Genomic DNA, 22,114 nt, shown 5'->3' with positions numbered 1-22,114 from the left:
TCCATGACCCTTCTCGACAAGACCCACAACCCCCATCTGCGCAGCTGGGTGGAATCCGCCAACGTGGCGGGCTGCGACTTTCCGATCCAGAACCTGCCCTTCGGCCGCTTCCGCCGCGCCGGCAGCAGCGACGCGGCGCTGCGCATCGGCGTCGCCATCGGCGACCAGGTGCTGGACCTGCGCGCCGCCGGCCTGGTGGACCATGACGACATGAACGCGCTGATGGCCGCCGCGCCCGCCGAGCGCGTGGCGCTGCGCCAGCGCCTGTCCGACGGCCTGGCCCAGGGCAGCACGCAGCAGGCCGCCTGGGCCGCGGCGCTCGTGCCGCAGTCGGCCTGCGAGCTCGCGGTGCCCTGCAAGGTGGGCGACTACACCGACTTCTACACCGGCATCCACCATGCCACCACCATCGGCAGCCTGTTCCGGCCTGACCAGCCGCTGATGCCCAACTACAAGTGGGTGCCCATCGGCTACCACGGCCGGGCCAGCTCCATCGTGCCCAGCGGCACGACCTTCAAGCGGCCGAGCGGCCAGACCAAGGCACCGGATGCCAGCGAACCGAGCTTCGGCCCCTGCAAGCGCCTGGACTACGAACTGGAACTGGGCTTCTACGTCGGCCCGGGCAACGCGCTCGGCCAGCCCGTCGGCATCGACGACGCCGAGGCACACCTCTTCGGCGTCGGCCTGTTCAACGACTGGTCGGCGCGGGACCTGCAGGCCTGGGAATACCAGCCGCTGGGCCCGTTCCTGGCCAAGAACTTCGCCTCCACCGTGTCGCCCTGGATCGTGACCATGGAGGCGCTGGCGCCCTTCCGTGCGCCCTTCACCCGGCCCGAAGGCGACCCGCAGCCGCTGCCCTACCTGGATGGCGCGGCCAACCGCGCGCACGGCCAGCTGGACATCGTGCTGGAGGTGCTGATCCAGACGCCGAAGATGCGCGCCGACGGCCAGCCGCCCGCGCGCCTGACCCTGGGCCGCGCCAAAGAGGCCGCGTACTGGACGGCCGCGCAGTTGGTGGCGCACCACACCGTCAATGGCTGCAACCTGCAGCCCGGCGACCTGCTGGGTTCGGGCACGCTCTCCGGCCCCACGCCCGACGCGGCCGGCTCGCTGATGGAGCTGACGCTCGGCGGCAAGAAGCCGATCCAGCTCCCCAACGGCGAGCAGCGCACCTTCCTGCAGGACGGCGACACGCTGGTGCTGCGCGGCTGGTGCGAGCGCGACGGCGCGGTACGCATCGGCCTGGGCGAGGCGAGCGGCACGGTCATGGCCTGACGCACCGGCATTGGCCGGCCGGCGGCGCGCGCCGCTGGCCTTGCGCGTCTCCAGCCCCGCGGCTTCGGCCCCGGGGCTTTTTCTCGTTCGCATGCGTGAGGATGCCGTGTCCGGCGCGTCCCACAGGCAGGCAGGCGCTGCGCTGTCGCCCGGCTGGTCCTTGCACCGAGCATGTGGCCCCTGGGACGGCCTTCACAGTGGGGACTGCCGCTGCATGCCCTGCCACGCCCTTTTCATCCAGGCGGCCCATTCCCCACGAACCCCACGGAGCAGCCCATGGCCCCCAGCCCGAAATCCCCGCCGCTGCGCGACCGCGCGCCGGAATCGCCCGCCGGCGGCAGCACCGCCACCGGCGCCCTGCACGGCACGGTGCACCTGACGGTCAACGGCGAGGCGCGCAGCCTCACCGTCGACAACCGCACTACCCTGCTCGACGCCCTGCGCGAGCACCTGCAGCTGTGCGGCACCAAGAAAGGCTGCGACCATGGCCAGTGCGGCGCGTGCACCGCACTCGTGGATGGTCGCCGCATCAACACCTGCCTGAGCCTGGCCGTGATGCACGAAGGCAGCGAGGTCACCACCATCGAGGGCCTGGGCACGCCCGAGGCCATGCATCCCATGCAGGAGGCCTTTGTCCGCCACGACGGCTTCCAGTGCGGCTACTGCACGCCGGGGCAGATCTGCTCGGCCGTCGGCGCCCTGCGCGAACTGCGCGACGGCGTGCCCAGCCATGTGAGCAGCGACCTGCAGGCCCAACCCCTGCTGTCGCCTGACGAGATGCGCGAGCGCATGAGCGGCAACATCTGCCGCTGCGGCGCCTACAGCAACATCCAGCAGGCCATCGCCGAAGCCGCGGAGGCCACCCGATGAAAGCCTTCAGCTACGAACGCGCGGCCACGCCCGAAGCGGCGGTCGCGGCCCTCGCCCGCACGCCGGACGCCCGCTTCATCGCCGGCGGCACCAACCTGCTGGACCTGATGAAGCTGCAGGTGGAGACGCCGACGCACCTCATCGACATCAACGGCCTGGGGCTGGATCGCATCGAGCCCATCGAGGGCGGCGGCCTGCGCATCGGCGCGCTGGTGCGCAACACCGACCTGGCCGCCAATGCCCGCGTGCGGCGCGACTATGGCGTGCTTTCGCGCGCGCTGCTCGCCGGTGCCTCGGGCCAGCTGCGCAACAAGGCCACGACCGCCGGCAACCTGCTGCAGCGCACGCGCTGCCCCTACTTCTACGACACCGCCCTGCCCTGCAACAAGCGCGAACCGGGCAGCGGCTGCGGCGCGCTGCAGGGCTACAGCCGACAGCTGGCGGTGGTGGGCGGCAGCGCGCAGTGCATCGCCACCCATCCCGGCGACATGTCGGTCGCCCTGCGCGTGCTCGATGCCCAGGTCGAGACAGTGCAGGCCGGCGGCCAGCGCCGCACCATTCCCATTGCCGACTTCCATCGGCTGCCGGGCAACACGCCCGAGCGCGACACGGTGCTCGCGCCGGCGGAGCTCATCACCGCCGTCACGCTGCCCGCGCCCGTCGGTGGCACGCATGTCTATCGCAAGGTGCGCGACCGCGCCTCCTACGCCTTTGCGCTGGTGTCGGTGGCGGCCATCGTGCAGCCAGACGGCAAGGGCCGCGTCGCCTTCGGCGGTGTGGCGCCCAAGCCGTGGCGCATGGAAGCCGCCGAGGCCGAACTGCCGAACGGTCCACACGCCGTTACCGAGCGTCTGTTCGCCGACGCCCATCCGCGCCCCGACAACGCCTTCAAGCTGCCGCTCGCGCAGCGCACCCTGGCGGCCGTGCTGGCCGACGCGAAGGAGATGCAGCCGTGAAATTCGATCCCTCCACCACCGCCGTGCCGGGCGAGGATTTGCGCCATGTCGGCCAGGCCACGCACCGCGTCGACGGCCCGCGCAAGACCACTGGCACTGCGCCCTATGCGGGCGAATGGCATCCCGAATTCGACGCCCATGTGCGCGAGGCCGCGTACGGCTGGGTGCTCGGCGCCGGCGTCGGCAAGGGCCGCATCGCCAGCATGGACGTGGAAGCCGCTCGCGCCGCGCCGGGCGTGCTGGCCGTCGTCACGGCCAAGGACGCGGGCTCGCTCGACAAGTCCAAGCGCAACACGGCCCGACTGCTCGGCGGTCCGGCCATCGACCACTACCACCAGGCCATCGCCGTGGTGGTCGCCGAGACGCTGGAGCAGGCCCGCGCAGCCACCGCGTTGATCCGGGTGCGCTACGACAGCGCGCCCGGCCGCTTCGACCTGGACGCCGAACGCGAGCACGCCAAGATCGCGGGCGACGATGCCAAGACCGAGGTCGGCGATTTCGACGCCGCCTTCGCTGCCGCGCCGGTACAGCTCGACGCCACCTACACCACGCCCGACGAATCGCACGCCATGATGGAGCCGCATGCCACGCTCGCGTCGTGGGAGGGCGATCGCCTCACGGTGTGGACCTCGACCCAGATGGTCGACTGGTGCCGCACCGACCTCGCGGCCACGCTGAAGATGCCCAAGGAGAAGGTGCGCGTGCGCTCGCCCTTCATCGGGGGCGGATTCGGCGGCAAGCTGTTCCTGCGTGCGGATGCGCTGCTGGCCGCCCTGGCTTCGCGGGCGGTGGGCCGCCCCGTGCGCGTCGGACTGCATCGTCCGCTGATCGCCAACAACACCACGCACCGCCCTGCCACGATCCAGCGCATCCGCCTGGGCGCGGAGAAGGACGGACGGCTCACCGCCATCGCACACGAGAGCTGGTCCGGCGACCAGCCCGAGGGCCAACCGGAGACAGCCGTCAACCAGACCCGGCTGCTCTACGCCGGCGCCCACCGCCGAACCGCCATGTACCTGGCCGAGATGGACCTGCCGGAAGGTAACTCCATGCGCGCCCCGGGTGAGGCGCCCGGCATGGCGGCGCTGGAAGTCGCCATGGATGAGCTGGCCGAGCGCCTCGGCATCGACCCGGTCGAACTGCGCCTGCGCAACGACACCGACGTGGACCCCGAGCATCCCGAGCGCCGCTTCACCCAGCGTCGTCTGGCGAACTGCCTGCGCGAAGGCACCAAGCGCTTCGGCTGGGACCAGCGTCCCGCGAAGCCCGGCGTCAGGCGCGAGGGCCGCTGGGCCATCGGCGTGGGCATGGCGGCGGCCTTCCGCAACCACATGCTGATGAAGTCCGCCGCGCGCGTGCGTCTGGCACCCGATGGCCGCGTCACCGTCGAAACCGACATGACCGACATCGGCACCGGCAGCTACACCATCCTGGCGCAGACGGCGGCCGACCTGCTGGGCGTGCCGCTGGAGCGCGTCGAGGTGAAGCTGGGCGATTCGGACTGGCCGGTGTCGGCCGGCTCGGGCGGCCAGTTCGGCGCGGCCAATGCCACGGGCGGCGTCTATGCCGCATGTGTGAAGCTGCGCGACGCCATCGCCCGCAAGCTGGGCCTGGAGGCCGAAGGCGCCGAGTTCGCGGACGGCCAGGTCCGAAGCGGTGGCCGCAACGTGGCCCTGGCCGATGCGGTGAAGGACGGCGAATCGCTGACTGCCGAGGACGGCATCGAGTACGACGAGTCGCTGTCCAAGCAATGGCAGCACTCGACCTTCGGCGCCCACTTCGTGGAAGTGGCGGTGCATGTGGACACGGCCGAGATCCGCGTGCGCCGCATGCTGGCCGTCTGCGCGGCGGGCCGCATCCTGAACCCGGTGACCGCCCGCAGCCAGGTGATCGGCGCCATGACCATGGGCGTGGGTGCCGCGCTGATGGAGGAACTGGCGGTGGACACGAAGCTGGGCCTCTTCATCAACCACGATCTGGCGGGCTACGAGGTGCCGGTGCATGCCGACATTCCCGAGCAGGAGGTGGTGTTCCTGGACGAGCCCGACACCATGGCCTCGCCGCTGGCCGCCAAGGGCATCGCCGAGCTGGGACTGTGCGGTGCGGCGGCGGCCGTGGCCAATGCCGTCTACAACGCCACGGGCGTGCGGGTGCGGGACTATCCGGTCACGCTGGACAAGCTGATTGCGCAGTGGCCGGCGGCGGCGTAAGGTGCCGGCAAGGAGCATGCAGCGCCAGCGCCGTGCTGTCTGCTCCTGCCATTCGCCACACTCTTATTCAGTGACGGCCGCCGCAGCCTCCGGGTAGAGGCTGGGAAAGAGGATGTTCAGCGCGTGCAGCGGGAAGGCAAGCCGCAGCGCGCCACGATGGCCGTCGCTCTGCAACAGCCCATCCTTGAGGAAGCGCGAAATCACCTTGCGGGCTGTGCGCTCTTCCAATCCCGTCATGCGGCTGAACTCGCCGCGCGACAGGGTTCCAGCGGCGGCGAGCATCTGGAGCGGCAATACCGCTTCTTCGCGGTATTCCGTCGAATCACCACCCGCTCGTCGCACCAGCACCCAGGCTTGCAGACGTTCGCGCAGGCGACCCAGGTCCAGCATGTGCGCCATGAAGCCGATCTGGTCGGCGCAGACATCCAAGAAGTAATTGCACCAGTCCCAGAGCGCCTTCTCGCTGAGATTGCCGCGGCCATCCAGGTCACCCTGGCGCATGGCGTCAGCACCGTCGAGCATCAGGTAGTAGCGGTCCCGGTCCCGCGCCAGCCCCCGATTGACCGACCAGAGTCCGCCGCTCAGAAGAAACAGGGCGCAGTGCGTCTGCAGGCGCACCGCGCGGCCGTTGCCATCCTCGAAGGGGTGGGTCCACATCATCCGGTGATGGGCTGCGGCCACGGTGTAGAGCAGCGCATCGACGCCCTTCAGGCGGCCATACACCTCGTCCATTCGCTCGAGAAATCGCGGAACGGAAGACCAGGTCGGCGGCTGGTGGCGGCCAACGGCCACGTCGTGCCGGCGAAGTTCGCCGGGCAGGATCTCCCGGCCATCGTCGGTGCGCCGGTCCTCCGCCGGAAGGCGCTCGTAGAGCTGACGATGGGCCTGCTGCACGAAACTGCTGGACAGCGCCTGTGCCTCGGTGTGCACCAGCGGCTCGAGCGCCCGCTCGGCCTCGATGTGCGCCAGCGCCAGCCGCTGCCGCCGCGCCACATCGGGTGTCGCTGAAAAGTCCTGCCGAAGCGCCCGTTCGATGTGGGCGGGATGTGTGCTCTGCCCCTCGATCCGGTTGGAGTAGTACGAGTTCATGGATCGCACGATCTCGCGCAGACCAACCCGCACCGGCTCGCTGGCCGCAGCCTTGAGGGCGGCCGACTTTTCGAATACCTCTCGTGTCCGCTCCCGAAGCAGGTCCAGCCTTTGGGCGGGAACCAGGGGCTCGAACTGATGCGGCTGGTCGAAGACAGCGATGCGAGTAGACACCACGAATTTCCGGTTCAGTTTCCGCTCATTCTATGAATATGTCATTGAATGACAGCAACTTATGAATCAGATAGCCACATCGTGATTCCGGTTCTTTTTCCGGCTCTTTCTCCGGTGGCCCCATCGCTACTCCTCCCGCCGATACCCCGCCGCATCGATCCCCAGCCGCTTGAGCTTGTCGTACAGCGTGGCCTTGGCGATGCCCAGTTCCCTGGCGGCCTGGGGTACGTCGCCCTGCAGGCGGCGCACGGCCTCGATGAGCAGGGTGCGTTCGATCTGCTCCATGTGCTCCGGCAGCGAAACACCGCGCTGGCCGCCGCCCAGGGCGTCGGAAAAGCTGTCGCCCAGCAGGCCGAGCACATAGCGGTCGGCCACGTTGCGCAGCTCGCGCACGTTGCCGGGCCACGCGTGGCCGAGCAGCGCCGACAGCGCCTGGGTGTCGGGCACCGGCGCCGGCTGGCCGTAGCGCTTGGCCGCCTGCAGCGTGAAGTGCTCGAAGAGCAGCGGGATGTCCTCGCGCCGCTCGCGCAAGGGCGGCAACTCGATGAAGGCCACACCCAGGCGGTAGTACAGGTCGGCGCGAAAGCGTCCCTGCTCGCTGGCCTCGCGCAGGTCCACCTTGCTGGCGGCGATCACCCGGCAGTCCACGCTCACCTGCTGGTTGGAGCCCACGCGCTCGATGGTGCGCTCCTGCAGCGCGCGCAGCAGCTTGACCTGCACCGCCATCGGCATGCTCTCGATCTCGTCGAGGAACAGCGTGCCGCCGTGCGCATGCTCGAACTTGCCGATGCGGCGCTTGACGGCGCCGGTGAAGGCGCCGGCCTCGTGGCCGAAGAGTTCGCTGTCGACCAGATTTTCGGGAAGGCCGCCGCAGTTGACCGGCACGAAGTGGCTGCCGCGCCGGCTGCTGCGCTCATGCAGGCAGCGGGCGACCAGGTCCTTGCCGGTGCCCGTTTCGCCATAGATGACCACGTCGGCCGGCGTGGCCGCCAGCGTGCGCACGGCCTGCCGCACCCGCTCCATGGCGGCGGAGCGGCCGATGAGCGTGGCCTTGATGCCGCTCCAGTCGTCCAGCGCGCGGCGCAGCGATTCGACCTCCAGCGCCAGCCGGCGCTGCTCGGCGGCGCGGCGCACCACGGCCACCAGCCGGTCGGAGGCATAGGGCTTCTCGATGAAGTCGTAGGCACCGTCGCGCATGGCCTGCACCGCCATGGCGATGTCGCCATGGCCGGTGACCAGGATCACGGGCAGCTGCGGATCGGCCCGGCGCAGCTCGGCCTGCCAGCCAAGGCCGCTCTGGCCGGGCAGTTGCACATCGCACACCACCACGGCCGGCACGCCCTCGGTGATCGCGGCGCGAGCGGGCTCGACGGCGCCGAAGGCCTGGACCTCGAAGCCGGCCAGGTCGAGGGCCTGGGCGGCGCCCAGGCGCACGTCTTCGTCGTCCTCGACCAGCAGCACGCGGATGGGATGGGTGGGGGCGTTCATGGTTCTTCGCGGAGGGCGGGGACGGGGGCGGGAGCGGTTGCGTCGGCGCCCACGTCGGCGGGCAGCTCGATGACGAAGGCGGCGCCAGCCCCGTCGGCCATCTCGTCGGGCCGCGCCACGCGCAGGCTGCCGCCGAATGCCTGGATGATATGGGCCGACATCATCAACCCCAGGCCCAGGCCGCGGCCGGCGGGCTTGGTGGTGAAGAAAGGCTCGAACAGCCGCGCCTGCACCTCGGGCGGGATGGGCGGGCCGCTGTTGGCGACGACGATGCGGCAGAGGGGCGCAACGCTGTGCCGGTCGGACTCGTGCTGCGGCTCGGCGCTGGCCACGGACGGGCGCGGCCCTTCAGCCGGGGCATCCATGCGCACGGGATCGCCGCACTGCGCCGTCACCGCGATCCACCGCGTACCGGCCGGCACTTCGGCCAGGGCATCGGCGGCGTTGCCCACGAGGTTGGCCAGCACCTGGACCAGGCGCGTCTCTTCGGCCATCACCGCGAGGCTGGCGGGCAGGGCGTCGGTGCGCAGCTCCACACCCAGCTCGCGCAATCGGGGCGCGTGCAGCAGCGCCGCCTCGCGCCATGCGCGCTCCAGCAGCACCGGCACTGGCGGCTCGGTGCGCTTGTGGGCGAAGACCTTGAGCTGCGCCGTGAGGCGGCCCAGCCGGTGCACCAGCTGCGCGATGCGCGCGAGGTTGGCGCGGGCGTCGTCGCTGCGGCCGCGCTCCAGCAGCAACACCGCGTTGTCCGACAGGGTGTGCAGCGCCGCCAGCGGCTGGTTGAGCTCGTGCACCATGCCGGCCGACATCTGCCCCAGCACCGCGAGCTGCCCTGCATGGACCAGTTCGGCCTGCGCGGCGCGCAGCTCGGCGGTGCGCTCCTGGACGCGGCGCTCCAGCGAATCGTTGGCGGCCTGCAGCGCGGCCCGGCTGGCCAGCTGCTGGCGCACCAGCCGGCGGCGCTGGCGCAGCACGAGCAGCCCCAGCAGCAGCGCGGCGGCGGCCAGCGCGGCCCCCGCCGCTGCCGCCGCGGCGACGGCCCGCACGGGCCCCTGGTCGCTCAGCAGCACCAGGCGCCAGCGGCCGGCGTCCAGGCGGTGCACGGTGGCGGCATAGGTGCGGCCGTCCAGGCGCACCTCGCGCACCGGGCCGGGCTCCAGCGGGCCGTCGCCGGCCATGCGCCACGACAGGGGCGTGAGCGGGGCATCGCCGTAGCGGCGCGAGGTGGCCGCCTCGGCCCGCTCGGCCTCGGGCAGCGGCGCGATGGGGCGGTATTTCCAGTCCTCGCGCGAGGCCAGGATGGCGACCTGGTGCTCGTCGAGCAGCAGCATCTCGCCGGGCAGCTGGCGCCAGGCCAGCGCCGCGGGGCGCAGGTCGATCTTGACGGTGGCCACGCCGCGCACGGGGCCACCGCGTGGCAGCGCATAGGCCAGGTAGTAGCCCGGCACCCGGCTGGTGACGCCGATGCCGTAGAAGCGCCCACGCCCGCCGGCCAGGGCCTCGCGCAGGTAGGGCCGGTACGACAGGTTCTGGCCGGCCGGCGTGCCGAGCTGCCCATCGTCGCTGGCGGCGGCCGCCACGCCGCCGGGCTCCAGCACGTACAGCGTCTCGGCCCCGGCGATGGCGTTGAGCGCATGCAGGTAGTGGCTGGCCTGCGCACGCAGCGCCGGGTCGAAGGGGCTGGCCAGCAGCTGCTGCACCTGGGGCGAAGTTTCCAGCAGGGCGGGCAGGTAGTCGAAGCGGGCCAGCTCGGCCTCGATGCGACCGACCTCCATGTCCAGCCGGTGGTCCGCCGCCTCGCCCAGGCGGTCCAGCCCGACGCGCAGCGCCAGGGCGTAGGCGCCCCAGGCGGCCAGCGCCACCAGGGCGAGCACGGCCAGCGCGGGGCCCAGGCGGGTGCGCCCGGCGCCGGTCGGCAGGAATGAAAAAGGGGCGCGTCGCGCCCCTGGGGAGTTGGATGCCACGGCGCGAGTATGGCCGTGGCGGGCGGCGGCCGGCGCCGCCGTGGCTTCTCAGGCTGCCTTCGTGGGGAAGCGCGCTGTCGTGGCGTCCAGCACCTGCTCCGGCGCGTCGGCTTCGAGCGTGCTCTCGTTGTTCAGCACCTCGTGCATGCGGCTCTCGTCCAGGTCGCCGGTCCACTTGCCGACCACCACCGAGGCGACGGTGTTGCCCACCAGGTTGGTCAGGGCCCGGGCCTCGCTCATGAAGCGGTCGATGCCCAGGATCAGCGCCAGGCCGGCCACCGGCACATGGCCCACCGCCGACAGCGTGGCGGCCAGCACGATGAAGCCGCTGCCCGTGACGCCGGCGGCGCCCTTGGAGGTGAGCAGCAGCACCAGCAGCAACGTGATCTGGTGCGTGATGTCCAGCTGGGTGTTGGTGGCCTGCGCGATGAACACGGCGGCCATGGTCAGGTAGATCGAGGTGCCGTCCAGGTTGAAGGAGTAGCCCGTGGGCACGACCAGGCCGACGGTGGACTTGCGCACGCCCAGGTTCTCCAGCTTGGCCATGATGCGCGGCAGCGCGGCTTCGGAGCTGCTGGTGCCCAGCACGATCAGCAGTTCTTCCTTGATGTACTTGACCAGCTTCCAGATGCTGAAGCCGTGCAGGCGCGCCACGATGCCCAGCACCAGGAACACGAAGACGAAGCAGGTGGCGTAGAAGGTGCCCATCAGGAAGGCCAGCTGCTTGAGCGAGCCCACGCCGTACTTGCCGATGGTGAAGGCCATGGCACCGAAGGCACCGATGGGCGCCACCTTCATGATGTAGCCGACGATGACGAAGAGCACGTGCGAGGACTTCTCGATCATGTCGAACACCAGCGTGCCGCGGCCACCGAAGCGATGCAGCGCGAAGCCGAAGAGCACGGCCACCAGCAGCACCTGCAGCATCTCGCCCTTGGCGAAGGCGTCCACCACCGTGTTGGGGATGATGGCGAGCAGGAACTCGGTGGTGCTCTGCATCTTGCCCGGGCCGGTGTAGGCGGCGATGGCCTTGGTGTCGAGCGAGGCCGGGTCGACGTTCATGCCCACACCCGGCTTGACCACGTTGACGATGATCAGGCCGATGATCAGCGCCACGGTGCTCATGATCTCGAAGTACAGCAGGGCGTAGCCGCCGGTCTTGCCGACCTTCTTCATGTCCTCCATGCCCGCGATGCCGACCACCACGGTGCAGAAGATGATCGGCGCGATGATCATCTTGATGAGCTTGATGAAGCCGTCGCCCAGCGGCTTCATGTCGGTGCCGAGGGCGGGATAGAAGTGACCCAGGAGCACGCCGATGACGATGGCGACGATGACCTGGAAATAAAGGGACCGGTATAGCGGCTGGCGGCGGGCGGGGGTCGGGTCTTGCATGCGGGCTCCTGGGGTGTCTCCGTTGCGGAAAGGGCGCCATCGATGGCGGCCGCTGATCAGCGCAAGGAGGGTGCCAGCCCGGACGGGCGGCGGAGGCGATGCAAGCTATTGTTTTTAAATGACTTTTATAAGCCTTCCGGCGCGTTGCCGGGGTACCGCCGGACTGCATGCGGCGAGCGCGTCCGGCGCGCCGGACGCGGGGTTTCGGGAAAACCCTAGGACCTGGAAGCCAAGCCCGGCTTCGACGAGCTCAGCCCGAGCGGGCAGGGGTGAGTCGACGCGCCGCGACCCTGGCGGTCGCTCAATCCGCCGCGCCGCTCAGGCTGGGCGGCGGCGCATCGGCCACCTTGCGGGCGGCGTCCAGGTGGGCGCGGGCGCGCTCGGCCAGGGCGATCTCGCCGGGGGTCTTGGGCTGGTAGGCGTCCACGGGCAGCGGCCGGCCGTGCGAGTCGACCGCCACGAAGACGATCAGGCATTCGGTGGTTCGCACCATCTTGCCGCCCTTGAGGTCGCCGCTGCGCACCTCGACCGAGATGTTCATGCTGGTGGTGCCGGTGTAGGCCATGCGGGCCTCCACCTCGACCAGGTCGCCGATCATGATCGGGCGGTGGAAGCGGATGCTGCCGATGAACACGGTGACGCAGTAGTTGTGCGACCAGCCGGTGGCGCAGGCATAGCCCGCCTCGTCGATCCACTTCATGACGGTGCCGCCGTGGACCTTGCCGCCGAAGTTGACGGTGCTGGGTTCGGCCAGGAAGCGCAGGACGATGGAGGACATGGCGGCGAGTCTCGCAAGTGACAGTGGGGTGGGAGCGGCGGATTATCCGGGCGCCGCGCCACCGCCGAACAGCTGCGCCATCGTCCGCCGCAGCCAGGCGTTGCCGTCGTCGGCATGGAAGCGCGCATGCCAGTGCTGCTTGACCGCATAGGCCGGCAGCGCGAAGGGCGGCTCGATGATGCGCACGGGCTCCTGCGTGGCCAGGATCTGCCCCAGCACGCGCGGCACGATCACCACCAGCTCGGTCTGCGCCACGATGCGCGCCACGCCCAGGAAGCTGGACAGCCGCACCGCCACCTTGCGCTCGATGCCGGCGCGGGCGATGGTCTTGTCGACGATGGCATGGCCGGTGCCCGACGAGGCGATGACCGCATGCGACTCCACGGCGAAGGCCTTGCGCGTCAGCTTGCTGCCGATGCGCGGATGGTCCTTGGCCACCAGGCAGACGAAGTTCTGGCGGAACAGCGTCTGGCCGTAGAAGCCGGCCTCCAGCTGCGGCATGAAGCCCACGGCCAGGTCCACCTCGCCGTCCTCCAGCCGGCGCGCGCTGGCGGCCGAGACGATCTCGGTCTCCACCTGCACGCCCGGGGCCTCACGGCCCAGATGGTCCAGCAGGCGCGGCAGCAGCACCACCTCGCTGATGTCCGTGAGGCAGATGCGGAAGCGCCGCCTGGCCGTCGCCGGGTCGAAGGCCTCGCGGCTGGCGCGGGCCTGCTCGATCTGCGCCAGCGCCTCGCGCAGGGCCGGCTGGATCTTCTGCGCATGCGGGGTGGGCTGCATGCCCAGCGCCGTGCGCTCGAACAGGCGGTCGTCGAAATGCGCGCGCAGCTTGTTCAGCGCGGTGCTGGCTGCCGCCTGCGCGATGCCCAGGCGCTCGGCCGCCTTGGAGACGCTGGCGGTCTGCCACACCTCGTCGAACACCTTGAGCCATTCCAGGTCCAGCTTGGACATGCGCGCACCCCACTATCGAAAAAAGCGATGCCGAGTATCAGCCACAGTGCTTGAGGCAATAGTGGGGCCTGCGAACAATCCGCGCCATTGACAGGCATCAATGCAGAACAGCCGGAGACAGGCATGGCATCCCTCGCAGCATCCCCACGCGCATCCACTTCTTCCTCCCCCCTGCCGGTGCTGGTGGCCGGCGGCGGCATCGGCGGCATCGCCGCGGCGCTGGCCCTGGTTCGCCGCGGCTTCGACGTGATGGTGCTGGAGCAGGCCGCGCAGCTGGGCGAGATCGGCGCGGGCATCCAGCTCGGGCCCAATGCCTTCGCGGCCTTCGACGCGCTGGGCATCGGCGAGATCGCCCGGGCCCGCGCCGTCTACACCGACGAGATGGTGATGCACGACGCGCTGGACGAGACGCTGGTGGGCCGCATCCCCACCGGCGAGGCCTTCCGCCAGCGCTTCGGCAACCCCTATGCCGTGATCCACCGCGCCGACGTGCACGGCTCGCTGCTCGAAGGCGCCCATGCCACCGGCCGGGTGGAGATCGCCACCGCCACGCAGGTGCAGCGCATTGCGCAGGACGACGAGGGCGTGACCGTGGTCAGCAGCGATGGCCGCAGCTTCCGTGGCTGCGCGCTGATCGGCGCGGACGGCGTGAAGTCGGCGGTGCGGCGGCAATATGTGGGCGACGACGCGCGCGTGTCGGGCCACGTGGTCTACCGCGCCGTGGTGGACCGCCCCGACTTTCCGCCCGACCTGCAATGGAATGCCGCCAGCATCTGGGTGGGGCCCAACTGCCACCTGGTGCACTACCCGCTGCGCGGCGGCGAGCAGTACAACGTGGTCGTCACCTTCCACAGCCGCGAGCAGGAGGAGTGGAGCGTGCGCGAGGGCAGCCGCGAAGAGGTGCAGAGCTACTTCGAGGGCATCTGCGCCCGCGCCCGCCAGCTGATCGACCTGCCCAAGGACTGGAAGCGCTGGGCCACCGCGGACCGCGAGCCCATCGGGCAGTGGGTCTTCGGTCGGGCGGCGCTGCTGGGCGACGCCGCCCATCCCACGCTGCAGTACCTGGCCCAGGGCGCCTGCATGGCCATGGAAGACGCCGTGACGCTGGGCGAGGCCCTGCGCGTGCACGACAACCAGTGGGACAAGGCCTTCGCCCTCTACCAGCGCTCGCGCGTGGCGCGCACGGCCCGCGTGGTGCTGTCGGCGCGCGAGATGGGGCGCATCTTCCACGCCAAGGGCGTGGAGCGCCTGGTGCGCAACGACCTGTGGAAGGGCCGCACGCCGGAGCGCTTCTATGACGCGATGGAGTGGCTGTACGGGTGGACCGAGAAGAACTGTCTCGCGTCATGAAGCCGTGCACGCCGCACAGTCGCACGAATCGTCCCCTTCGACGCTCAGTCACCCCCAACCGTTCGCGCTGAGCCTGTCGAAGCGCCGACCCCGACCCATCCTGTCATCCCCTCACCCCATGACCGACTACCTCTGGACCCCGCCCCCCGTCGCCTCCCTGCCCGTGCGTGGCGACAGCCGACGCCTGCCGGTGAACCGTCTCTTCTTCGTCGGCCGCAACTACCATGCCCATGCGGTGGAGATGGGCCGCCCCGTCGACAAGTCGGTGGAGCAGCCCTTCTACTTCACCAAGGCGCCCTCGACGCTGGTCGAATCCGGCGCCACCGTGGCCTACCCGCCCGGCACGCAGAACTTCCACTTCGAGATGGAGCTGGTGGTGGTCATCGGCGCCGCGGGCTTCCGCGTGCCGCGCCAAGAAGCCGGCCGCCTGGTCTACGGCTATGCCTGCGGCCTGGACATGACCCGCCGCGACCTGCAGTTGGTGGCCCGCGACAAGGGCCGGCCCTGGGACCTGGGCAAGGACGTGGAGCAGTCCTCCGTCTGCTCCGAGGTCGTGCCCATGGCCGGTACCGTGCTGTCGCAGGGCGAGATCGCGCTGCAGGTCAACGGCGAGACCAAGCAGAAGTCCGACCTCGACAAGCTGATCTGGAACATCCCCGAGCTGATCGAAGACCTGTCGAAGTACTACCACCTGCAGCCCGGCGACCTGATCTACACCGGCACGCCCGAAGGTGTGGGTCCGGTCCAGAGCGGCGACCGCATCACGGGCCACGTGCAGGGCGTGGGCGAGATCGCCCTGGCCATCGGCCCCGCGGCATGATGGCGGCCGGCGCGACTGCAGCATGCGCATGGCCCCCGCTCCTCTCCCCTTTGGGGAGAGGCTGGGTGAGGGGCCGCGGACCTCTCACGCGCTGCAGCTGCACCATCGCCGCGGGCCCTCACCCCCGCCCTCTCCCAGCGGGAGAGGGTGCCCCCACCAGGAGACGCTTCATATGGCTGCCGTGATCGACACCCTTCCCTCCCCCGTGCGGCTGCAGGCCGTGGCCGCTCCCGGCCAGCCTGAGCCCACGCCCGCCCTGAGCCAGCTCTACCGCGGCTTCGAGGAAGAGCTGCTGGTGCCCCTGTGGACGCAGATCGGCAGCCTGATGCCGCCGCATCCGCGCAGCAAGGCGGCGCCGCACCTGTGGCGCTGGGAGCGGCTCAAGCAGCTCGCGGCCGAGGCCGGCCAGCTGGTGCCGGTGGGCCGCGGCGGCGAGCGCCGGGCCATCGCCCTGGCCAACCCGGCGCTGGGCGGCCAGCCCTATGCCACGCCCACGCTGTGGGCCGCCATCCAGTACCTGATGCCCGGCGAGCATGCGCCCGAGCACCGCCACACGCAGAACGCCTTCCGCTTCGTGGTCGAGGGCGAAGGCGTGTGGACCGTGGTCAACGGCGACGCGGTGCGCATGGCGCGCGGCGACTTCCTGCCGCAGGCCGGCTGGAACTGGCATGCCCACCACAACGCCGCCACCGAGCCCATGGCCTGGATCGACGGGCTGGACATTCCCTTTGCGTACTACACCGAGTCGCAGTTCTTCGAGCATGGCCGTGACCAGTTGAGCGAGGCCGAATGCGCCACGCCCGAGCGCTCGCGCTCCGAGCGGCTGTGGGCCCATCCGGGCCTGCGGCCCCTTTCGCAGCAAGCCGACACGCCGGCCACGCCGCTGCTGGCCTACCGATGGGCCGACACCGACCGCGCCCTGGCCGATCAGCTGGCGCTGGAGGACGAGGGCCACCCCGGCGTGCTGAGCCCCGGCCATGCGGCCGTGCGCTTCACCCACCCGGGCACGGGCCGCGACGTGCTGCCCACCATGCGCTGCGAGATGCACCGCGTGCGCGCCGGTGGCCACACCCGCACCTGGCGCGAGGTGGGCGGCTCGGTATACCAGGTGTTCGACGGCACCGGCAGCGTGACCGTGGGCGACAAGACCTGGCGCGTGCAGCGCGGCGACCTGTTCGTCGTGCCCTCGTGGCAACCCTTCTCGGCCGCCTGCGACGCACAGGCCGCCTCGCTGGACCTGTTCCGCTTCGGCGATGCGCCGATCTTCGAGGCGCTGAACCAGTACCGCATGCAGGTCGACGATCTTGTCGCCTGAGCGCCATAACCATCAGGCAGGACGTCGGCCCGCGCTTGCCCTGGCTGCGACAGGCTCAGCCCGAGCGGTCGTAGGTCAACTGACCGCATTGCTTGCGCGCCTGCCCGAAGCCGCTTTCCCATTCCTGCCAACAACACCGGAGACATCCTTGAAATTCCTGCTTCCCGCCCTGGCCGCCAGCATGGCCGCCACCTTCGCGGCCTCGGCCGCCTTCGCCCAGACCACCGACTACCCCACCAAGCCCGTGACCATCGTCACGCCCTTCGCGGCCGGCAGCGGCCCCGACGCGGTGCTGCGCCTGGTCAGCGACAAGCTGGGCAAGCTCTGGAACCAGCGCGTGACCATCGACAACAAGCCCGGCGGCGGTGGTTTCATCGCCATCGACGCGGCCCGGCGCGCGGCGCCCGACGGCTACACGCTGATCCAGTTCGACAGCGAGCACCTGGCCGCGCTGCCGCACCTGTACAAGTCGCGCAACTTCGTGACCCTGCAGCACTTCGACCCCGTGGCTGCGCTCTTTCGCACACCCTTCTTCGTGGCGGTGAGCAGCGAGTCGAAGTGGAAGTCGATGCGCGACCTGATCGCCGACGCCAAGGCGAAGCCGGGCCAGATCACCTACGGCTCCTGGGGCGTGGGCAGCCCGGGCCACCTGGGCGGCCAGCAGCTGGACGCGCTCACCGGCACGCAGATGAACCACGCGCCCTACCGCGAGGTGTCGCAGCTGTATGCCAACGTAGGCACGGGCGAAGTGCCGTGGGCCTTCGCCAGCATCCCGTCCAGCCAGGGCATCTACAAGGCCGGCAAGCTCAAGTACCTGGCCGTGGCGGCCAAGAAGCGCGTGCCGCAGATGCCCGACGTGCCCACCATGGCCGAGTCGGGCGGGCCGGCCGAGCTGGAGGTCAACTCCTTCGTGTCGCTGCTGGCGCCCAAGGGCGTGCCAGACGCGGTCAAGAGGAAGATCAATGCCGACGTGGCCAAGGTGATCGCCGACCCCGAGATCCGCGCCCGCTTCGACACCTTCGCCTTCGAGCCGCTGGACTGGTCGCCCGAGGAGATCGCGCGCCAGGCCGAGATCAAGTCCAAGGTCTACGGCGAGCTGGTGCGGCGCGGGAACATCAGCCTGGACTGATCGGCCAAGCGCTCAAGCGTCCTGCAGGTAGGCCGCCGTGAGGCGGCTCCAGAAGGCGGCGGCGGGCGCAATGATGTCGTCGTTGAAGTCGTAACCCGGGTTGTGCACATGGCAGCCGCCCGGCGTACCGGGCGCGCCGTTGCCCACGAAGAGGTAGCAGCCTGGCACCCTCTGCAGCATGAAGGCGAAGTCTTCGCTGGCGGTGAACATCGGCCCCTGGGCATCCACGCGCGCCGGGCCGAAGAGCCCGGTCGCCACGTCCACCGCCAGCGCGGTCTCCTGCGGGGTGTTGACCAGCACCGCATAGCCGTCGCGCCAGTCCACAGCGGCTTCCACGCCGTAGCTGCGCGCCTGCAGGTCCACCAGCGCGAGGATGCGGGCCTTGACCAGCTGGCGGACGTCCTCGTCCAGCGCCCGGATGCTCAATTCCAGCCGGGCCTCCTCGGGAATGACGTTGTTGGCCTGGCCCGCGTGCAGCGCGCCCACCGTCACCACGGCGGTCTTGAGCGGATCGACATTGCGCGCCACCACGGTCTGCAGCGCCATGACGATGGACGCAGCCGCCACCACGGTGTCGCAGGCCTGGTGCGGAAAGGCGCCGTGGCCGCCGCGGCCCTTCAGCATGATCGTGACGTTGTCGCTGGAGGCCATGGCCGGCCCGGTGCGGAAGCAGAAGCGGCCGGCCTCGATGCCCGGCATGTTGTGCAGCGCATAGACCGCATCGCAGGGAAAGCGCTCGAACAGGCCGTCGGCCATCATCGCCAGCGCGCCGCCCGCGCCTTCCTCGGCGGGCTGGAAGATCAGGTGCAGCACGCCGCTGAAGTCCACGTCTTCCGCGATCAGCCGGGCGGCGGCCAGCAGCGTGGCGGTGTGGCCGTCGTGCCCGCAGGCATGCATCAGGCCGGGCCGCTGGCTGGCCCAGGCGCGGCCGGTGGGCTCGGCCATCGGCAGGGCGTCCATGTCGGCGCGGATGCCCAGGGCGCGGCGCCCGTTGCCGCGCCGCAGCGTGCCCACCACACCCGTGCGGCCCACGCCCGTGGTCACCGCGTAGCCCCAGCCGCGCAGCTTGTGCGCGACCAGCGCCGCCGTCTCGTGTTCCTCGAAGGCGAGTTCGGGCCGGGCATGGATGGCGCGGCGGATCTGGATGAACTCGCCCACGCGCTGCGCCAGGGCCTGGCCCAGGTACGGCGCGTCCTGCATCGTCGTCGCGGCCTGCGTCATTGCGGCTGCAGGTGCATGGAGCGGGCGATGGCCTGGTAGCGGGCGGTGTTGTCCGCATACAGCTTGCCCAGTGCAGGCAGCGGCTGCGGCGCCGGCACGACCATGGCCTGGGCCTCCAGCGCCGCGCGCACCGTCGGGTCGGCGGCCACCTCGCTCAGGGCCTTGTGCAGGGCCTGCACGATCGGCTCGGGCGTGTCTTTGCGCACGAAGAAGCCGGCCCAGGTCTCGAACACGAAGCCCTTGAGGGCCTTGCTCTCGTCGAGCGTCGGCACCTTGGGAAACAGCGCCTGACGGTCGGCGGAGAGCACCGCCGTGGCCTTGAGCTTGCCCTGCTCCACCATGTCCACCTGGCCTCGGCCGTAGGGCGTCATGAAGATGTCGACCTGCCCGGCCATCACGTCCTGCAGCGCGGGCGCGCCGCCCTTGTAGGGCACGTGCGTCATGGGGATGCCGGTGACCTTGGACAGGTGCTCGCCCAGCAGGTGGTACAGCGAGCCGGGACCCACGCTGGCGAAGGTGAGCGGCTTGCCCTCGGCGGCCGACTTGCGCGCGTAGGCGACCAGTTCGTCGCCGTTGGCGGCGGGCAGGTCCTTGCGGGCCAGCATCACCAGCGGGTTGATGGTGATCATCTGCACCAGCCGGAAGTCCTCCGGCTTGTACTTGATGGCCGCATTCGACAGCGGCGCGAGGACGAGCTCGTTAGGCGAGCCCTGGAAGATCATGTGGCCGTCCGCCGGGCTGTTGAGCACCTTCTGCGCCGCGATGCCGCCGCTGGCACCGCCCAGGTTCTCGACGATCACCGGCTGACCCAGCTGGCGCGCCAGCACGTTGTTGAGGCTGCGCGCGATGACGTCGGACACCCCGCCCGCCGGGTAGGGCACCATGAGCGTCACGGGCCGGGTCGGAAAGCTCTGGGCCCAGGCGCTCGCGCCGAGCAGCAGGCTGAGGAATGCGCCGGTCAGCGCTTTGAACGAGGGCTTCATGCGAGTGGCTCCTGGCCGTGGGGTGAAGGACGGAGCGGGATCGTAGGAGTGGCCATTCATGTCGTCCAATGCATTGCTGATTGGATATAAATGATCCAAAACGCATGGATGGAACATGACCCTGGTTCAACTGCGGCACTTCATCGAACTGGCCCGCGCCGGCTCCTTCGTGCGGGCGTCGGACGTGCTGTGCATGACGCAGCCGGCCCTCAGCCGCAGCATCAAGGCCCTGGAGGAAGAGCTGGGCCGCCTGCTGTTCGACCGCATCGGCAAGCGCATCGAGCTGACCGCCTTCGGCCAGGAGGTGCTGGCGCGCAGCCAGGCGCTGGTCGAAGAGGCCGAACAGCTGCGCCACTGCGGCCGCGCCCTGAGCCCGGAAGACAGCGGGCGCATCCGCGTGGGGCTGAGCTCGGGCCCCGGCGCGCTGCTGAGTGCGGTGATCCTGTCGCACTTCACGCAGCACTATCCCAAGTTCCATGTCGACATCGTCCGCAGCAACACCGCCAGCCTGGCGCAGATGCTGCGCGACCGGCTGCTGGACGCGCTGGTGGTCGACATCCGCTCGCTGCGGCCCGCGCCCGACCTGCGAGTGACGGACATCGCCGAGCTGGACGGCGTGTTCATGTGCCGGCCCGGGCATCCGCTGGCCCGCCTGGCGCGCGTGAGCTTCGCGCAACTGAACGCCTACCCCGTGTGCTCCACGCCGCTGAGCGAGGAGACGGCCCGCATCCTCGTCGAGCGCTACGGCGAGCAGGCGCATCCGGCGGTGCTGGTCAAGCTCGCCAGCGACGAGATCTCGCACCTCGTGCAGGTCACGCAGGACACGGACGCCGTGCTGCTCGCCATCCGCGCCAGCGCGCCGCACCTGGCGGAGCTGCCCATGTCGCCGCCCTTGAAGACGCAGGCGCGCTTCGGCCTGGTCACCATCGCCAGCAAGTCCGAGCCGCCCTTCCTGCCGGTCATCCGCGGCCTGATGCAACAGGCCATGCACGATGGTCCCGCGGCCGCCCTGCCGCTCCCATAGACCATGACGCGGGCGACACGCGAATGCCGGCCAAGCCCCCTAGACTCGGCGCCTTCCTCCCTTTCCGGCACCTGACCGATCCCATGTCGATTGCACGCAGAACCCTTCTCGCCACCGCCTGTGCCCTGCTGGCCGCTGGCGGTGCGCAGGCCCAGACCGCTGCCGCCACCTGGCCCACCAAGCCGATCCGCCTGGTGGTGGGCTTTCCGGGCGGCTCCACGCCCGACATCGCGGCGCGCGTGCTGGCCGAGCCGCTGGCCAAGGCCCTCGGCCAGCCGGTGGTGGTGGACAACAAGCCGGGTGCCTCCGGCAACATCGCGGCCGACACCGTGGCCAAGGCCACGGACGACCACACGCTGGGCATCGTCATCAACGGCAACCTCACGTCGTCGAAGATGCTGTACTCCAAGCTGCCTTATGACCCGGCCAAGGACTTCAGCTACCTCTCGCTGATCGCCACCGCGCCGCTGGTGCTGGTGGCCAGCAACGACATTCCCACGGGCAAGGACTTCCTGGCCGCGGCGCGCGCCTCGGGCACGAAGTGGAACTACGGCTCGGTGGGCGTGGGCTCGGTGGGCCACCTGGGCATGGAGCTGCTCAAGAACCGCATCCCCGGCATGGACGCCACGCACGTCCCCTATGCCGGCAACCCGCAGGTGGTGACCGCCATGATCGGCGGCCAGCTGCAGCTGGCCCTGGTGCCGCCGGCCATCGCCATCCCGCAGGTCAAGGCCGGCAAGCTCAAGGCCATCGGCCTGACCAGCGGCCGCAGCACCCTGGCCCCGGAATACGCCCCCCTGGCCGACATCGGCGTGCGCGACTTCAACCTGGAGGTGTGGACCGCCCTGCTCGGCCCCGCCAGCCTGTCGCCCCAGGCCAAGGCCCGCATCACCAAGGAGATCGCGGTCATCATGAAGAACCCCGAAGTGCGCCAGCAGCTTTTCGACAAGGGCTGGCAGCCGGTCGGCACCTCGCCCGAGGGCATGCGCCTGCGCGTGCAGGACGAGGCGGCGATCATGAGCAAGATCATCCAGGCGCGCGGGATCAAGCTGCAGTGAGAGGCTGACGGCCGCGCTGGATGCCGACACGTCGCGCGGGGCACTGACCGAACGTCGCGCGACC

The 22,114-nt window shown here is 70.3% G+C and carries 18 protein-coding genes; 10 read left to right on the top strand and 8 right to left on the bottom strand.

Features of this window, described 5'->3' with window-relative positions; genetic code table 11:
* The first annotated feature begins 3 nt into the window (after window positions 1-3).
* The 4 genes from fahA (at window position 4) to paoC (ending at window position 5,311) form a co-directional block, all read left to right on the top strand.
* Complete coding sequence (fahA, locus tag ACT54X_RS22020; protein ID WP_354320695.1) at window positions 4-1,275, top strand: fumarylacetoacetase; 1,272 nt, start codon at window positions 4-6, stop codon at window positions 1,273-1,275.
* A gap of 276 nt (window positions 1,276-1,551) precedes the next feature.
* On the top strand, window positions 1,552-2,145 hold the full coding sequence (locus tag ACT54X_RS22015; RefSeq protein WP_294366508.1) for a 2Fe-2S iron-sulfur cluster-binding protein: 594 nt from the start codon (window positions 1,552-1,554) through the stop codon (window positions 2,143-2,145).
* Window positions 2,142-3,101 (top strand): FAD binding domain-containing protein, encoded by a 960-nt coding sequence (locus tag ACT54X_RS22010; RefSeq protein WP_476348611.1) that lies wholly within the window; start codon window positions 2,142-2,144, stop codon window positions 3,099-3,101. Before ACT54X_RS22015 ends, ACT54X_RS22010 begins: the two co-directional genes overlap by 4 nt.
* Window positions 3,098-5,311, top strand: a complete 2,214-nt coding sequence (paoC, locus tag ACT54X_RS22005; RefSeq protein ID WP_476348609.1) for an aldehyde oxidoreductase molybdenum-binding subunit PaoC — start codon at window positions 3,098-3,100, stop codon at window positions 5,309-5,311. Before ACT54X_RS22010 ends, paoC begins: the two co-directional genes overlap by 4 nt.
* Before the next feature lie 63 nt (window positions 5,312-5,374).
* Here paoC and ACT54X_RS22000 read toward each other — a convergent pair whose 3' ends face one another.
* From ACT54X_RS22000 to ACT54X_RS21975, 6 genes are all read right to left on the bottom strand, one after another.
* On the bottom strand, window positions 5,375-6,574 hold the full coding sequence (locus ACT54X_RS22000; protein WP_294366501.1) for a Fic family protein: 1,200 nt from the start codon (window positions 6,572-6,574) through the stop codon (window positions 5,375-5,377).
* Between the two features lie 126 nt (window positions 6,575-6,700).
* On the bottom strand, window positions 6,701-8,062 hold the full coding sequence (locus tag ACT54X_RS21995) for a sigma-54-dependent transcriptional regulator (protein ID WP_476348607.1): 1,362 nt from the start codon (window positions 8,060-8,062) through the stop codon (window positions 6,701-6,703).
* Window positions 8,059-10,026 carry a sensor histidine kinase gene (locus tag ACT54X_RS21990; RefSeq protein WP_476348605.1) on the bottom strand — a complete coding sequence of 656 codons (1,968 nt, stop codon included), beginning with the start codon at window positions 10,024-10,026 and terminating at the stop codon, window positions 8,059-8,061. The genes ACT54X_RS21995 and ACT54X_RS21990 overlap by 4 nt, the downstream gene beginning before the upstream one ends.
* A 48-nt stretch (window positions 10,027-10,074) precedes the next feature.
* Window positions 10,075-11,421 carry a dicarboxylate/amino acid:cation symporter gene (locus ACT54X_RS21985; protein WP_294366495.1) on the bottom strand — a complete coding sequence of 449 codons (1,347 nt, stop codon included), beginning with the start codon at window positions 11,419-11,421 and terminating at the stop codon, window positions 10,075-10,077.
* Between the two features lie 301 nt (window positions 11,422-11,722).
* Window positions 11,723-12,199, bottom strand: coding sequence for an acyl-CoA thioesterase (locus ACT54X_RS21980; protein ID WP_294366492.1), 477 nt, complete (start codon window positions 12,197-12,199; stop codon window positions 11,723-11,725).
* A 42-nt stretch (window positions 12,200-12,241) separates the two neighbouring features.
* Complete coding sequence (locus ACT54X_RS21975) at window positions 12,242-13,150, bottom strand: LysR family transcriptional regulator (protein ID WP_294366490.1); 909 nt, start codon at window positions 13,148-13,150, stop codon at window positions 12,242-12,244.
* Window positions 13,151-13,273: 123 nt separating this feature from the next.
* Here ACT54X_RS21975 and ACT54X_RS21970 point away from each other — a divergent pair, with 123 nt between their 5' ends.
* The 4 genes from ACT54X_RS21970 (at window position 13,274) to ACT54X_RS21955 (ending at window position 17,764) form a co-directional block, all read left to right on the top strand.
* Window positions 13,274-14,500 carry a 3-hydroxybenzoate 6-monooxygenase gene (locus tag ACT54X_RS21970; protein WP_294366488.1) on the top strand — a complete coding sequence of 409 codons (1,227 nt, stop codon included), beginning with the start codon at window positions 13,274-13,276 and terminating at the stop codon, window positions 14,498-14,500.
* Between the two features lie 118 nt (window positions 14,501-14,618).
* Entirely contained in the window at window positions 14,619-15,320 is a 702-nt protein-coding gene (locus tag ACT54X_RS21965) for a fumarylacetoacetate hydrolase family protein (RefSeq protein WP_294366486.1), read from the top strand.
* Window positions 15,321-15,492: 172 nt separating this feature from the next.
* The gene (locus ACT54X_RS21960; protein ID WP_476348601.1) at window positions 15,493-16,635 is read left to right on the top strand and encodes a cupin domain-containing protein; all 1,143 of its coding nucleotides are present in this window, start codon (window positions 15,493-15,495) and stop codon (window positions 16,633-16,635) included.
* 181 nt (window positions 16,636-16,816) lie between these two features.
* Window positions 16,817-17,764, top strand: a complete 948-nt coding sequence (locus tag ACT54X_RS21955; protein WP_476348741.1) for a Bug family tripartite tricarboxylate transporter substrate binding protein — start codon at window positions 16,817-16,819, stop codon at window positions 17,762-17,764.
* A 12-nt stretch (window positions 17,765-17,776) separates the two neighbouring features.
* On the opposite strand, the gene ACT54X_RS21950 is transcribed toward ACT54X_RS21955, so the two are convergent.
* Together ACT54X_RS21950 and ACT54X_RS21945 are read right to left on the bottom strand one after the other, a co-directional pair.
* A complete protein-coding gene (locus tag ACT54X_RS21950) occupies window positions 17,777-18,964 on the bottom strand; it encodes a M20 aminoacylase family protein (RefSeq protein ID WP_476348739.1) in 1,188 nt (395 codons plus the stop codon).
* Window positions 18,965-18,981: 17 nt separating this feature from the next.
* The gene (locus ACT54X_RS21945) at window positions 18,982-19,968 is read right to left on the bottom strand and encodes a Bug family tripartite tricarboxylate transporter substrate binding protein (protein ID WP_017758682.1); all 987 of its coding nucleotides are present in this window, start codon (window positions 19,966-19,968) and stop codon (window positions 18,982-18,984) included.
* Between the two features lie 115 nt (window positions 19,969-20,083).
* Here ACT54X_RS21945 and ACT54X_RS21940 point away from each other — a divergent pair, with 115 nt between their 5' ends.
* Together ACT54X_RS21940 and ACT54X_RS21935 are read left to right on the top strand one after the other, a co-directional pair.
* The gene (locus ACT54X_RS21940; RefSeq protein ID WP_476348599.1) at window positions 20,084-20,992 is read left to right on the top strand and encodes a LysR family transcriptional regulator; all 909 of its coding nucleotides are present in this window, start codon (window positions 20,084-20,086) and stop codon (window positions 20,990-20,992) included.
* Between the two features lie 83 nt (window positions 20,993-21,075).
* Window positions 21,076-22,050, top strand: coding sequence for a Bug family tripartite tricarboxylate transporter substrate binding protein (locus ACT54X_RS21935; protein WP_476348597.1), 975 nt, complete (start codon window positions 21,076-21,078; stop codon window positions 22,048-22,050).
* Window positions 22,051-22,114: the final 64 nt, after the last annotated feature.

It is taken from the genome of Pseudacidovorax sp. DMC4 (assembly GCF_056314265.1).
This window is presented reverse-complemented; position numbering and strand designations above follow the sequence as displayed.

Bases quoted from the DNA above. Each gene is read 5' to 3' on its own strand.
- ACT54X_RS21960 (WP_476348601.1), top strand. From the start codon at position 15,493: ATGGCTGCCGTGATCGACACCCTTCCCTCCCCCGTGCGGCTGCAGGCC.
- fahA (WP_354320695.1), top strand. From the start codon at position 4: ATGACCCTTCTCGACAAGACCCACAACCCCCATCTGCGCAGCTGGGTG.
- ACT54X_RS21985 (WP_294366495.1), bottom strand. From the start codon at position 11,421: ATGCAAGACCCGACCCCCGCCCGCCGCCAGCCGCTATACCGGTCCCTT.
- ACT54X_RS21950 (WP_476348739.1), bottom strand. From the start codon at position 18,964: ATGCAGGACGCGCCGTACCTGGGCCAGGCCCTGGCGCAGCGCGTGGGC.
- ACT54X_RS21995 (WP_476348607.1), bottom strand. From the start codon at position 8,062: ATGAACGCCCCCACCCATCCCATCCGCGTGCTGCTGGTCGAGGACGAC.
- ACT54X_RS22015 (WP_294366508.1), top strand. From the start codon at position 1,552: ATGGCCCCCAGCCCGAAATCCCCGCCGCTGCGCGACCGCGCGCCGGAA.
- ACT54X_RS21945 (WP_017758682.1), bottom strand. From the start codon at position 19,968: ATGAAGCCCTCGTTCAAAGCGCTGACCGGCGCATTCCTCAGCCTGCTG.
- ACT54X_RS21965 (WP_294366486.1), top strand. From the start codon at position 14,619: ATGACCGACTACCTCTGGACCCCGCCCCCCGTCGCCTCCCTGCCCGTG.
- ACT54X_RS22010 (WP_476348611.1), top strand. From the start codon at position 2,142: ATGAAAGCCTTCAGCTACGAACGCGCGGCCACGCCCGAAGCGGCGGTC.
- ACT54X_RS21975 (WP_294366490.1), bottom strand. From the start codon at position 13,150: ATGTCCAAGCTGGACCTGGAATGGCTCAAGGTGTTCGACGAGGTGTGG.
- ACT54X_RS21940 (WP_476348599.1), top strand. From the start codon at position 20,084: ATGACCCTGGTTCAACTGCGGCACTTCATCGAACTGGCCCGCGCCGGC.
- ACT54X_RS21955 (WP_476348741.1), top strand. From the start codon at position 16,817: ATGGCCGCCACCTTCGCGGCCTCGGCCGCCTTCGCCCAGACCACCGAC.
- ACT54X_RS21935 (WP_476348597.1), top strand. From the start codon at position 21,076: ATGTCGATTGCACGCAGAACCCTTCTCGCCACCGCCTGTGCCCTGCTG.
- ACT54X_RS21970 (WP_294366488.1), top strand. From the start codon at position 13,274: ATGGCATCCCTCGCAGCATCCCCACGCGCATCCACTTCTTCCTCCCCC.
- ACT54X_RS21980 (WP_294366492.1), bottom strand. From the start codon at position 12,199: ATGTCCTCCATCGTCCTGCGCTTCCTGGCCGAACCCAGCACCGTCAAC.